Here is a 13151-nt window from a genome sequence, read left to right as displayed (position 1 = left end):
TGCACCCGCACGATGGATTGAAAGGAGCGGCGACGGATGACCGGCGCACGCATGGATACGCTCGCGCGTCTGCGCGGCCGCATTGCTAGGCTCGAAGCGGCCGATGGCGCGCATGATCTGCGCCGGGTCGCGCTCGGCCATGACGAGGCCGATGCGGTGCTGCAGGGCGGGCTTGCCACCGGCGCGCTGCACGAGGTGTTTGCGGAAGGCGGCCGCCAGGCGGCGGCCGCGACCGGCTTCGTGTGGGGCCTCGCCGCGCGCGTTGCCGCGCGGCGGCCGCTGATCTGGATCCGGCAGGATTTTGCCGAGCGCGAGGCCGGCGCGCTGTCGATGAGTGGGCTCGCCGAGCTCGGCCTCGACCCGCGCCGCCTCGTGGTCGTGCGCGCGCCCGATCTCGATCACGCCTTGCGCACCGCCGCCGATGCGCTCGCCTGCGATGCGCTGGGCGGTGTGATGCTGGAGGTGTGGGGCGAGACGCCAAAGCTCGATCTCGTCGCCAGCCGCAAGCTGACCCTGGCGGCGCAGGAGTCCGGTGTCACCGCGCTGCTGCTGCGCGTCGCCGCGTCGCCGGAGCCGTCGACCGCGGAGACGCGCTGGATGGTGCGCACCGCGCCGTCGCCGGCGGTGGCGCCATGGATGGCATGGGGCGCGCCGCGCCTCGATGCCGAGCTCATTCGTAACCGTCACGGCCAGACCGGACGATGGATCATGGAGTGGATGCCCGATGCGTGCCGTTTCAGCGAACCGGCGGCGGATCCTCAGCCTGTGGCTGCCGCGCCTGCCCATCGAGCGCATCAAGCGGAGCCGCGTCGCCGATCCGCTTGAGCAAGGCAAGCCGCAGGTCGTCGTCATCAAGGACGCAAATGCGCTGCTGATTCATTCGCTGGATGAAGCCGCGGCGCGCCACGGCGTATCGCTTGGCCAACCCTTGGCGAATGCCCGCGCGGTCTGTCCCGATCTCGTCGCGCATGAGGCCGATCTCGCCGCCGATGCCAAATTGCTGGAGAGCATCGCCGACTGGTGCGACCGCTTCACGCCGCTGGTGGCGCTCGACCCGCCGCACGGGCTGTCGCTCGACATCACCGGCTGCGTGCATCTGTTCGGCGGCGAGGCGAAGCTGATGCAGTCGGTGTGCGATGCGCTGACCGCGCATGGCCTCACTGTGTCGGCGGCGATCGCCTCCAACGCGGTGTGTGCCCGCACGCTGAACCGGCAGGTGCATGGTCGCATCGTGCCGGATGGCGAGGAGGCGGCCGCGGTCTCAACCCTGCCGGTGGCCGCCCTCGGCGGCAGCGACGCGATCACGCTCGGCCTGCGCCGTGCCGGCCTGAAGACCATCGGCGATGTCGCCTCGCGCGGCCGCAACGAGATCACAGCCCGGTTTGGCGCCGCCTTCACCCGCGTGCTGGCGCAGGCGCTGGGCGAGGCCGATGCGCCGATCAGCCCGCGCAAGGTGCCGCCGGACTACATCGTCGACAAGCGCTTTGCCGAGCCGGTCGCGACCGACACGGTGATCGCGGCGAGCCTCTCCAGCTTGGCCGCGATGCTGGTGGCGGCGATGGCGCAGCAGGGCAAGGGCGCGCGGCGGCTCGAGGCCTGCTTCTTCCGCACCGACGGGCTGGTGCGCATCATCGCCATCGACACCGGCCAGCCGGTGACGGACGCCGCCGTCATCGACCGGCTGTTCCGCGAGCGGCTGGAGGCGCTGAACGATCCACTCGATCCCGGCTTCGGCTTCGACATGATCCGCCTCGCCGCCGGCCGCAGCGAGATCGTGGTGCAGCAGCAGCGCGATCTCGATGCCCATGTCCACGACAATGACGAGCTCTCGGCGCTGATCGACCGCATCGCCGCCCGCATCGGCGGCAAACGCGTCGTCGTGCACCTGCCGGTCGACACGCATCTCCCCGAGCGCGCGGCGCTGCCGCTGCCGGCCCAGCACAATCTCGCGGCCACCAGCACCGCCGCCTGGCCCGAACGCCACGACGGCGAGCCGCCGCTGCGTCCTTTAAGGCTTTTCGCGCGCCCCGAGGCGATCCAGGTGATCGCCGGCATCCCCGACGGCCCGCCCGCGCGTTTCGTCTGGCGCCGCGCCGCGCATGCGGTGGTCCGCGCCGAAGGCCCCGAGCGCATCGCGATGGAATGGTGGCGCCCCGACGGTCAGGGCCTCACCCGCGACTATTTCCGCGTCGAGGACGAGCATGGCCTGCGTTTCTGGCTCTACCGCGACGGCTTGTATGACCGTGAATTGGAGCAGCCGGAGAACGGCCCGCCGGTGCAGCCCTCCTGGTACATGCACGGGCTATTTGCATGAGGGGCAGGGTGGTCGCACGGCAAGCGCGCTGCTCACCCTCCCCTGGAGGGGGAGGGTCGGCTCGCATGCGCGCATGCGAGCCGGGGTGGGGTGACAGACCATCCGCGTTTGCGGTCCCCGTTGTCATCGGAACGAAGCTAGCTTGGACATTGGATCCGAGCACTTGCAGCGCGACCGGTGCGCTCCCTCTCCCCGTTCTTCACGGGGAGAGGGTTGGGGTGAGGGGCAGCCACGCCCACCGACCGTGCGGAGAGCCCCCCTCACCCGGATTGCATCTTGCGATGCAATCCGACCTCTCCCCGCAAGCGGGGCGAGGTAAGGACCGCGCAAGCTGCGAGAGATGTGCTCACACTAACGATGTCGTGCATAGACCACGCGCCGTCCCAATCTCCGCGGCCGCCCCATGACTCCCACCCGCTACGCCGAGATCGGCATCACCACCAACTTCTCCTTCCTGCACGGCGGCTCGCATCCCCAGGCCTATGTGCACCAGGCCGCCGATTATGGCCTCACCGGCATCGGCATCGCCGATCACAACACGCTGGCCGGCATCGTGCGTGCCTATAGCGAGCTGAGCAACGACCAGCTCAGCTACAAGCCGAAACTGCTCTACGGCGCGCGGCTCGTCTTCACCTGCGGCACGCCGGACATCCTGGTCTATCCGCGCGACCGCGCGGCGTATGGCCGACTATGCCAGCTGCTCACCCGCGGCAAGCGCGGCAGCGATCTGGACAAGGTCGCCAAGGGCGATTGCCGCCTGACATTCGAGGATCTGTTCGACTTCATCGACGGCCAGCTGTTGGTCCTGATGCCGCCGCATCGCTTCGACGAGGATGCCCTCGGCAAAATCCTGACCCGTCTGAAAGACAGCGCCGCCGAAGGCGTGTGGCTCGCCGGCAGCCTGCTGTATCGCGGCGACGATCGCCGCCGGCTGACGCGGCTGGCGCGCCTCGCGGCGTCAGCCAAGGTCCCGCTGATCGCCACCAACGACGTGCTCTATCATCACCCGCAGCAGCGCATGCTGCAGGATGTGCTGACCTGCATCCGCGAGAAGGCCTCGATCGAGAGCATCGGCCGCCGTCTCCAGGCCAATGCCGAGCGCCATCTCAAGCCGGGACACGAGATGGCGCGGCTGTTCCGAGATCATCCCGACGCGATCACCGAGACGCTGCGCTTCACCGATCGCATCACCTTCTCGCTCGACCAGCTCAAATATCAATATCCCGACGAGCCGGTGCCGCCGGGCAAGACCGCGCAAGGCCATTTGGAGGACCTGACATGGGCCGGCGCCAAGACCTATTTCGGCGACAAGCTCGATGACAAATTGCGCGCGGTACTCAACAAGGAGCTGGCGCTGATCGCCGAGCTCAACTACGCGCATTATTTCCTCACCGTCCACGACATCGTGCGCTACGCCCGCAGCGAGGGCATCCTGTGCCAGGGCCGCGGCTCGGCGGCGAACTCGGCCGTGTGCTACGTGCTCGGCATCACCTCGGTCGATCCGACCAAGATCGACCTGCTGTTCGAGCGCTTCATCTCCAAGGAGCGGCTGGAGCCGCCGGATATCGACGTCGATTTCGAGCATTCGCGGCGCGAGGAGGTGATGCAATATGTCTACCGCCGCTACGGCCGCCACCGCGCCGCGATCATTGCCACCGTCATCCATTATCGCCCGCGCAGCGCCATCCGCGATGTCGGCAAGGCGCTCGGCTTGACCGAGGACGTCACCTCGGTGCTCGCCGATACCGTATGGGGCAGCTGGGGCGACGGCCTCTCCGACATGCAGGTGCGTCAGGCCGGGCTCGATCCGACCAATCCGATGATCCGCCGCGCCGTGGAGCTGGCCTCGGAGCTGATCACCTTTCCGCGCCATCTGTCGCAGCATGTCGGCGGTTACGTGCTGACGCAGGACCGGCTCGACAGCTACGTGCCGATCGGCAATGCCGCGATGGACGACCGCACCTTCATCGAATGGGACAAGGACGATGTCGACGCGCTCAGCATGATGAAGGTCGACGTGCTCGCGCTCGGCATGCTGACCTGCATCCGCAAGAGTTTTGCTCTGATCGCCGATCACAAGGGCAGGCGCTACGTGCTCGCCGACATCAAGTCGGAGGACGACAACGAAGTCTACCAGATGCTGCAGCGGGGCGAGTCGCTGGGCGTGTTCCAGGTCGAGAGCCGGGCACAGATGAACATGCTGCCGCGGCTCAAGCCGCGCACCTTCTACGATCTCGTCATCGAGGTCGCGATCGTCCGGCCCGGCCCGATCCAGGGCGACATGGTGCATCCGTACTTGCGCCGTCGGAACGGCCTCGAGAAGGTCGGCTATCCCGCGCCGTCGCCGGATCACGGCCCGTCCGACGAGCTCTACAAAGTTCTACACAAGACGCTCGGCGTGCCGCTGTTCCAGGAGCAGGCGATGCGGATCGCGATTCAAGCCGCAAAATTTTCGCCGGAGGAAGCCAACGGCCTGCGCCGCGCGATGGCGACGTTCCGCAATGTCGGCACCATCGGCTCCTACGAGGAGAAGATGGTCTCGAACATGATCGCGCGCGGCTACGACCCGGCCTTCGCCAAGAGCTGCTTCGACCAGATCAAGGGTTTTGGCTCCTACGGCTTCCCGGAAAGCCATGCCGCGAGCTTCGCGCAGCTGGTCTATGTCTCGTCCTGGCTGAAATGCTTCCATCCCGATGCGTTCTGCTGCGCGCTGCTGAACTCGCAGCCGATGGGTTTCTACGCGCCGGCCCAGATCGTCGGCGACGCCCGCAAGAACGGCGTCGAGATCCGCGACATCGATGTCTCCTACAGCTTTGCCGACAACACGCTGGAGGATACGAATGGGAAGTATTGCGCCGTCCGCCTCGGCTTCCGCCAGATCGACGGCTTTCGCTGGATCGACCGCGACGAGGAGCGGATCAGGAAGTTGTCGGAAGCGGTGCGTAAAGAAGCATTGGCCGTTTCTACACGTTCGTTGCCGACTATATCCTCGGTGTCATTCCGGGGCGCGCGCAGCGCGAGCCCGGAATCCATAACCACGATCGGGAGTATGGATTCCAGGCTCGCCCTCCGGGCGCCCCGGAATGACGGCGGGGATAGAGTGTTGTCCGACTCACAATTCATTGATGGATTTCGAGAGCGCGACGCTGTCGCCTCGCCCCGGAATGACAACGAACAACAAGCTCACATGTTGCTGTCGGATGCCGACCGCGAGGACGACTGGGCCGACCGCATCATCCGCGCGCGCCAGCGCCGTCCGTTCACCTCGCTGGAAGACTTTGCCCGCGACACCGCGCTGCCCAAGCGCGCGCTGCTGCTGCTGGCCGATGCCGATGCGTTCCGCTCGCTCGGGCTCGACCGCCGCGCAGCCCTGTGGGCCGTGCGCCGGCTGCCCGACGATGTGCCGCTGCCGCTGTTCGAGGCCGCGATCGCCCGCGAGCAGCCGGACGAGGGGGCACAGCCGCTGCCCGAGATGCCGCTGCCGGAGCATGTGGTCGCGGACTACCAGACCATCCGCCTGTCGCTGAAGGGCCACCCGATGGAATTCCTGCGCCGGCGTTTCGCCGCCGAGGGCGTGCTGGCCTGCCGCGACGTCAACGACGCCAATGACCGCCGTCGTATCCGCTGCGCCGGCGTGGTGCTGGTGCGGCAGCGGCCGGGCAGCGCCAAGGGTGTCGTGTTCATGACCCTGGAGGACGAGACCGGGATCGCCAACATCGTGGTCTGGCCGAAGGTGATGGAGACCTTCCGCAAGGAGGTGATGGGCGCGCGCCTGGTGCTGGTCGAAGGCCGCATCCAGAGCAGCCCGGAGAAGGTGGTACACCTCGTGGCCGAGCGCCTGGTCGACCGCACCGCCGATCTCGCCCTGCTGTCCGACGACCGCCTCGGCGCCATCCCGCAAGGTCAGATGCCGGCAGAGCCGCTCAACGACGACCGCCGCGATCACCCGGACAATTCCTCCCAGCGCGTCAGCCACCCCCGCAACGTCCGCATCCTGCCGCGCTCGCGCGATTTTCATTGAGGCGGACGCAGATCGCGTCTCAGCCGGTGCGGGCGATCACGACCCGCGCGCCGGCTTCCGCGAACGCCGCGCGTTGCGTCTCCGAGGCGCCGTCATCCGTCACCAGGGTCCAGCGCGGTGGCAGGGGGGCCCAGGCGTCCTGTTCGGCGCGGCCGAGCTTGCCGGCGTCGGCGAGCACGATCAGCTCGCGGGCCTGCTGCATCATCAGCGATTTCAGCGCCACCTGGTCGAGATCGGCTTCGCACAGGCCGCGGCCCGTCACCACGCCGTCGGCGCTCATCACGGCGCGGTCGGCCGTGATCCGCCGCAACGCATCGCCCGCCAGCGGGCCCATCGTGCTCATGCTGGTGGTGCGCAGCGCGCCGCCGAGCACCACGATCTCGAGCGCCGGCGCCTTGGCGAGAAAGGGCAGCAGCGCGAGATTGTTGGTGATGATGCGCAGCCGCCGCTGCAGCAGCAGCCGGCCGAAGGCGGCGACCGTCGAGCCGGCATCGAGGATCAAGGTGTCGCCATCCTCGATCAGCTCGGCCGCCGCGCGCGCGATCGCCTGCTTCTCGCGGCCCTGCACCGCGAGCCGCTGCTCCAGCGTGGCCTCGGCGACATGGCCGGTGAGAATGGCGCCGCCATAGGTGCGGCGCACGGCGTTGCTCTTCGACAGATGCTGCAGGTCGCGGCGCACGGTCGAGGCGGAGACGTCGAAGCGCCGGGCGAGATCGTCGACATCGATCTCGCCGGCGTTCAAGGCTTCGAGGAGACGGGCATGCCGCTCCTTGCTGCGCATCGACATCGACCTCTCACCCTCAATGCCGCGCCCTGTTCATGGCGCCCGCTGATGAGGGGACGCCATAGCATGCCGGCGTGCCTGCGCAATGCGTCAGGCCGCGAGCTTCGGCGCCAGATCCGCCGCCTGGCGCAGCGCCTCGATCAGGCTACGCTCGTCGGCGATGCCTTTCCCGGCGATGTCGAACGCCGTGCCGTGGTCGACCGAGGTGCGGATCACGGGCAGGCCGACCGTGATGTTCACGCCGGCCTCCAGCCCCAGCACCTTGATCGGGCCGTGGCCCTGGTCGTGATACATCGCCACCACCATGTCGTAGTCGCCGCGGCCGGCCAGGAAGAACAGCGTGTCGGCGGGTAGGGGCCCGCGCACGTCCCAGCCCTTGCGCTGGCAGGCTTCCACCGCCGGCGTGATCTTGGCGGCCTCCTCGCCGCGGCCGAACAAGCCGTTCTCGCCGGCATGCGGATTGATCGCGCAGACGCCGATCTTCGGATGTTTGATTCCGGCGCGCACCAGCACGTCATGCCCGCGCGTGATCACGCGCTCGACGAGCCCCGGCTCGATCTTCGCGATCGCGTCCAAGAGGCCGATATGCGTGGTGACGTGGATGACGCGCAGCTTCGGCGACACCAGCATCATCGAGACTTCGGGCGTGCCCGTGAGATGCGCCAGCAGTTCGGTATGCCCTGGGAATTTGTGCCCGGCCGCATGCAGCGCCTCCTTGGAGAGCGGCGCGGTGCAGATCGCCTGCGCGGTTCCCGCCTGCACGATCTCGACGGCCTTCTCGATGAAGCGATAGGCGGCTTCGCCGGCCACCGGCGACACCTGGCCGAACGGCAGATCGTCCGGCACGAGCTTCAGGTCGACGCATTGAACAGCTTCGGAGGCGAAGTTGGCTTCGTTGGCCTCGCCAAGCGAATCGACTCCGCGAGCGGTGCCGACGATTGCACCCGCCTTGCGCAGGCGCGCGGCATCGCCGATCACCAGCGGATTGCAGATCGACCGCGTCTCCGGATGGTCCAGCGCCTTCATGATCACTTCAGGCCCGATGCCGGCCGGATCTCCCATGGTGATTGCGATGGTCGGACGTGTCATGAAAAGCTTCCTCTGGTTCGGATCGTGCGCAGCCGTTCGCTGATGCGGATCAGGCTGTGCGCGTCGCCGAACGCGCCGGCCTTGGTGGCTATGGGAACGGCGATCTGGCCAAGCGTGAGGCCGAGCGACACGCCCGGCTCGATTTCGTCAGCAAGGCGGATGCCGTTGACGCCGAAGCGCGTGAGCAGGGCGGCCGCGGTCTCGCCGCCGGTTGCGGCGAAAGCGCCGATGGCGGGTGCGACCGTCTGCAGCGCGTCAGCGAGACTGTTCGCAAGCTGCGCGCCCAGCCGCATGTCGGGGTGATCGGTCATCGTGATCTCGACGAGCGCATTGCCGCCTTGCGCAAGATGCGCGGTCACGCCGGCGGCGAGCGCGGCGCGGGCGTCGTCATCCCGAGCCAGCAGCATCTCAGGTGCGACCGGAAAATGCCTTGCGGTGCCGCTCGCCTGCAGCGCGCGGGCCGCCGCGCGCGAGGCTCCCGCGAGCGAGCCGACCACGATCAGGGTGCCGCAGGCGCTGGCCGGAATCCGCAACGTCTCGCCGGTCTCCTCGGCCTCGAGACCGGCCAGCGCATGCGCGAGGCCGGCACTGCCGATGAAGAACGGCGCCGGCGAGACCTCGCTGCTTGCGGCCGCGATCAGATGCAGATCGTGCTCGGTCTCGGCATCGCAGATGGCGACGATGTTCCCCTCGGCCGCGAGCCGGGCCAGAGTGTCCTTCAGGCCGGGGCCGCGCACCGCGGCGAGCGCCACCTTCTCGCTATTCACCTCGGCGGTTGCGAGCACGTCGGCCAGATCGGCGGTCGGATAGCTGTGGTCGCGCTGCCAGACCTCGGCCTGTTCGAGCGGCCGTCCCTGCACCAGGATGCGCCCGCTCACCGTGGTGCGGCCGGTCGCGGGGAAGGCGGGCGCGAATACGCCGAAGGCCGGGCCCGATTGCGCGAGATGCGCAAGCGTCGCCGCCGTCTCCGCTGCCGGCTGTCCGCGCAGCGTCGAGTCGATCTTCTTGAACAGCCGCACTCCCGGCCGGGCGAGCCGCGCCAGCACGTGGCCGTGCCGGCGCGCGGCGTCCTCGGCCGAAAGGCCGCGGCTCGCCGCGTCATAGGCGAGCACGGGCAGCCGGTGATCGGACGCGTCCTCTCCCCAGGTCACCGCGGCGGCGCGACCGCGCCGACCGAAGGCGATCGCGCAATCTGCTGCCCCGGTGAGGTCGTCCGCGACGATCAGCCAGCCTGCCATGGGATCAGTGACCTGCCGGACGTGGCGTGGGTGTCAGTGCAGCGGCGCTCGCCACCTCGTCCTCGCTCTCCATGTCCGCGCCAGGGCCGACCTTGCGGCTGACCCAGGCGGTCAACAGCGGCGTCAGGATGGCGGTGACGACGACGCAGGCCGCGATCAGGATGGTGGCAGGGCCGGCCGCGGGGGCATAGGCCGGATTGGCCGCGGCCACGATGGCCGGAACGGCCGCCGCATTGCCCGCGGTGGAGGCCGCGGCGACGCCGGCGACGCCCGTGCCGCCGGTGATGCGGTCGGCAAGGAACAGCGGAATGCCGGTCACGATGACCACCGCGACGCCCATGCCGAGACCGAGCAGGCCGGCCTGCCAGACCTTCGACAAATCGAGTCCGGCGCCGAGCGCGAAGGCGAAGAACGGGATCATCACCGGGATCGCGCGGCTCAGGAAGGCGCGCATCTCGCGGTCGAGATTGCCGATGATCATGCCGACGACCAGCGGCAGGATGGCGCCGACCAGCGCCTGCCACGGAAAGGCCGACAGACCGGCGACGCCGAGCGTCAGCATGGTCAGGAACGGGCCGCTTTCCAGGGTCATGATCGTATAGGCGCCGACATCGCGCGGCCGGCCATACTGGCCCATCAGCGCCATGTAGAGGCCGCCATTGGTGTCGTTCATCGCGGCGACGATGGCGAGCGTCGAGATCCCTGCGAACATGCCCGAGGTCACCGGCGTCTCGCCGAGAAGGCGGCCGAAGATGACGCCGAGGATCACGGCGACGCCGACCTTCACGACCAGCAGGGTGCCGCCTTTCTTGAAGATGTAGGGCGTGGCGCGGAAGTCGATGCTGGCGCCCATGCAGACGCAGAACACGGCAAGGATGGTCAGCGATCCCGAGAACAGCGCGCCGGTGAAGGAGCCGAAGAATTTCGGCGTCTCGGGGAAGAACGTCGCGATCAGCGCGCCGACCAGCAGCGGCACCACCATCATCCCGCCCGGCACCTTCTCGATCGTCTGCTTGATGGGCACCTGCATGTCCCGCGTCCTTCCCTGATGACGTCAGTTCTGAGCATTTTGCGCAATTTATGAGAGATAATATGCGCTCTTTGGTCAATTATGCTCGATGAACGCAGAATGCAAATGCAAATTGCGCATTATGCGCATTTCATGGCTGACTTGTCCAAGCTCCCTCCCGCGGAGCTCGGCCGATTGCCCGATCCAATCGATTGCTCTTCCGCCTGCGAAAGGTTCCCCCTCAAGCGAGCCATGGCCAACCCGCAGAGGGTGCCGCGGATCCGTCCAAGAACCGCTGCGGGCCAGGATTGCCTCAGCCGGGAATGGTTCGAACCTAAGATCCATCGAGTCAAATCCGAGCAAGGCCTGCGCGAAGCTGCCTGTGCGGCTGCTGGTCGATGCAGCTCCGCTGCCTCGCGCTGACCCCCGAGCCTTCTTGTTAGTTTGTAGGATCAAGCCTCAATCTGTAGGGTGGGCAAAGGCACGGCGCGCATCGCGCGTCGTGACGTGCCCACCCGCCGCGTCGTCCAGACGGTGTTCAGTCGGTCCCGTTGCTTCGCATTTCCAGAAAACGGCTTTACATTTTTACGAAATCATGTTCTATTCTCGCGTATCCCGTCCCATCGAGAAGGGGCGTAGCGCGCGATCGTCACGACACGCGGGGCGGGGAGCGATGGCCGTGGTGTTGCCGCAGCGTGCTTGGCACGTGGACGAACGGCAGCGCGCGGACGTGAAATCGCAGCGTGCTGGCACCCCGACGCTGGTGCTACGTTCGCGACGGCGCTTGCGCGCCGCGTGGGCAATGGTGGCCAAAAAGCCCGGCGCACCAGGCAGACTGCGTATAAACGTGAAAACCGTCGCGCAGGGAAGGCCGGGTGATCTCGGCTGCACCTGTGGTACCTGCCGCCTGCATTCTTGTTAGCAGGCGGGCCGCAGGCGTCAGTCGGCGCCTTGCCTTCCCTGCGCCCTCCTCACGAGAGGGTGAAACGAACGGCACAACTCGGACGCATCTGCGCCGCGAGGCTAAGTTGCTATGTTCGTCTTGGAGGTGGTGATTTCGGAGATCCGCAATGATCAGGCATGTCCCGCCGCCTGCCAGATGCGGCGGCCTATGTGTGAACATGATCGGCGGAGTAGGGATATACCCGCTGAAGTTGGCCCGTGAGGTCCCGACACCGTTCCCCGCGATCATTACGACAGGATGACATCATGGTGCGACGCAGAAGAAAGTGACGCTTGCTCAAAATGACCTGAATGCAAGCTGAACGGCGGTCGTTGAAGTTTCAAATTTTTAAAGCAAGACAGAGGCGAGTTTGGCGATTTTTAGGTTGTTTAAAGCTCCAGTTCCGCACTATTAGCGCAACGATGAGCCCGCCAATGCCGGAATCGTCGACGGATCAAACGAGCCAGTCATAAACAGCCATGGCGCCTGACACGAACCCACTTCCGCAGATGATCAGCACCAAGCGGCTGGTGTTGGGCCTGGCCGTGCTGGCAATCGCCGGCGCGGGCGCCTACGGCTACACCCAGTTGAGCTCGGCGCCGTCGTCCAAGGACAACATCGAGCTCTCCAGCCAGTCGAAGCGCAACGGCACGACCTTCACGCCGTCGGCGGCGGAGTGGGCGACGCTGACGATCGAGCCGGTCTGTGAAAAGATATTCCGCGCCGAGCACATCACCGAGGGCAAGGTCGCCGTCGACGAGGATCGCTCGACGCCGGTGTTCTCCCCCTATGCCGGCCGCGTCACCAAGCTGCTGGCTCGCCCGGGCGAGACCGTGCGCCAGGGCCAGCCGTTGTTCGTGATCGAGGCCGCCGACACCGTGCAGGCGCAGAACGATTTCATCACCGCCATCACCTCGATGAACAAGGCGAAGTCGGCGCTCGACCTCGCCGACATCCAGTACAAGCGCGCCAAGGATCTGTTCGAAGGCCGGGCGATCCCGCTCAAGGATTTCCAACAGGCGGAGGCGGCCTCCGTTCAGGCGCAGAACGACATGCGGTCGTCGCAGACCGCGCTCGAGGCCGCCCGCAACAAGCTGCGCATCCTCGGCTTCACAGACGCCGCGATCAGCGACTTCCAGAACAAGGGCGTGATCGACCGCGAGATCACGATCTACGCGCCGATCGGCGGGACGGTCGTGCAGCGCAAGGTCGGTCCCGGCCAGTATGTCAACTCCGGCGCGAGCGACCCCGTGTTCGTGATCGGCGATCTCTCCACCGTCTGGCTGACGGCCTTCGTCCGCGAGAGCGATGCGGCGCTGGTGAACATCGGGGAGGAGATCCTCGTCAACGTGCTGGCGCTGCCCGGCCGGCCGCTGAAGGCCAACATCAACTACGTCGCGGCGTCGATCGATCCGGCAACGCGCCGTCTGCTGGTGCGGGCGACCATCGACAACAAGGATGGCGTGCTCAAGCCTGAGATGTTCGCCAACGTGACGATCTATTCGCCCGGCGAGCAGCCCGCTGTCGCTGTGCCCCGTCAGGCCTTGATCTATGAAGGCAACCAGGTCCGCATCTGGGTTGCACGTCCGGACAAGTCGATCGAGCTGCGCAAGATCAAGACCGGATTGATCAATGGCGACCAAGTCGCCGTCGAAAGCAATCTGAGCGCGGGCGAGCAGATCGTCACAAAGGGCAGCCTGTTCATCGATCGCGCTGCCTCCGGCAGCTGAGTAAAGTCCTCCTGCCTGCCGTG

8 protein-coding genes are annotated in these 13151 nt (G+C 67.1%); 4 read left to right on the top strand and 4 right to left on the bottom strand.

All coding sequences use genetic code 11. The features are described 5' to 3' along the window. Positions 1–36 precede the first annotated feature (36 nt). The 3 genes from ACVILH_RS29530 to ACVILH_RS29520 all read left to right on the top strand — a co-directional run bounded on the left by ACVILH_RS29530 (position 37) and on the right by ACVILH_RS29520 (position 6335). Entirely contained in the window at positions 37–825 is a 789-nt protein-coding gene (locus tag ACVILH_RS29530; RefSeq protein ID WP_456716031.1) for an ImuA family protein, read from the top strand. After that, on the top strand, positions 725–2314 hold the full coding sequence (locus tag ACVILH_RS29525; RefSeq protein WP_456716030.1) for a Y-family DNA polymerase: 1590 nt from the start codon (positions 725–727) through the stop codon (positions 2312–2314). Before ACVILH_RS29530 ends, ACVILH_RS29525 begins: the two co-directional genes overlap by 101 nt. A 403-nt stretch (positions 2315–2717) precedes the next feature. Next, positions 2718–6335 (top strand): error-prone DNA polymerase, encoded by a 3618-nt coding sequence (locus ACVILH_RS29520; protein ID WP_456716029.1) that lies wholly within the window; start codon positions 2718–2720, stop codon positions 6333–6335. 19 nt (positions 6336–6354) lie between these two features. On the opposite strand, the gene ACVILH_RS29515 is transcribed toward ACVILH_RS29520, so the two are convergent. The 4 genes from ACVILH_RS29515 to ACVILH_RS29500 form a co-directional block, all read right to left on the bottom strand. Continuing rightward, positions 6355–7122 (bottom strand): DeoR/GlpR family DNA-binding transcription regulator, encoded by a 768-nt coding sequence (locus ACVILH_RS29515; RefSeq protein WP_456716028.1) that lies wholly within the window; start codon positions 7120–7122, stop codon positions 6355–6357. Positions 7123–7209: 87 nt separating this feature from the next. Beyond that, the gene (gene pdxA / locus ACVILH_RS29510) at positions 7210–8208 is read right to left on the bottom strand and encodes a 4-hydroxythreonine-4-phosphate dehydrogenase PdxA (RefSeq protein ID WP_456716027.1); all 999 of its coding nucleotides are present in this window, start codon (positions 8206–8208) and stop codon (positions 7210–7212) included. Further along, positions 8205–9446, bottom strand: a complete 1242-nt coding sequence (locus tag ACVILH_RS29505; protein WP_456716026.1) for a four-carbon acid sugar kinase family protein — start codon at positions 9444–9446, stop codon at positions 8205–8207. The genes pdxA and ACVILH_RS29505 overlap by 4 nt, the downstream gene beginning before the upstream one ends. Positions 9447–9450: 4 nt before the next feature. Further along, a complete protein-coding gene (locus ACVILH_RS29500) occupies positions 9451–10476 on the bottom strand; it encodes a 2-keto-3-deoxygluconate permease (RefSeq protein WP_456716025.1) in 1026 nt (341 codons plus the stop codon). A 1401-nt stretch (positions 10477–11877) separates the two neighbouring features. Here ACVILH_RS29500 and ACVILH_RS29495 point away from each other — a divergent pair. Next, complete coding sequence (locus ACVILH_RS29495; RefSeq protein ID WP_456716024.1) at positions 11878–13128, top strand: efflux RND transporter periplasmic adaptor subunit; 1251 nt, start codon at positions 11878–11880, stop codon at positions 13126–13128. Positions 13129–13151: the final 23 nt, after the last annotated feature.

It is taken from the genome of Bradyrhizobium sp. USDA 4353 (assembly GCF_054063215.1).
Note: the sequence above shows the minus strand (reverse complement) of the source record. Positions and strands in the feature narration are given on the sequence as shown.

Coding starts and splice junctions, on each gene's coding strand:
- pdxA (WP_456716027.1), bottom strand. CDS start 8,208: ATGACACGTCCGACCATCGCAATCACCATGGGAGATCCGGCCGGCATC.
- ACVILH_RS29520 (WP_456716029.1), top strand. CDS start 2,718: ATGACTCCCACCCGCTACGCCGAGATCGGCATCACCACCAACTTCTCC.
- ACVILH_RS29495 (WP_456716024.1), top strand. CDS start 11,878: ATGGCGCCTGACACGAACCCACTTCCGCAGATGATCAGCACCAAGCGG.
- ACVILH_RS29500 (WP_456716025.1), bottom strand. CDS start 10,476: ATGCAGGTGCCCATCAAGCAGACGATCGAGAAGGTGCCGGGCGGGATG.
- ACVILH_RS29515 (WP_456716028.1), bottom strand. CDS start 7,122: ATGTCGATGCGCAGCAAGGAGCGGCATGCCCGTCTCCTCGAAGCCTTG.
- ACVILH_RS29530 (WP_456716031.1), top strand. CDS start 37: ATGACCGGCGCACGCATGGATACGCTCGCGCGTCTGCGCGGCCGCATT.
- ACVILH_RS29505 (WP_456716026.1), bottom strand. CDS start 9,446: ATGGCAGGCTGGCTGATCGTCGCGGACGACCTCACCGGGGCAGCAGAT.
- ACVILH_RS29525 (WP_456716030.1), top strand. CDS start 725: ATGCGTGCCGTTTCAGCGAACCGGCGGCGGATCCTCAGCCTGTGGCTG.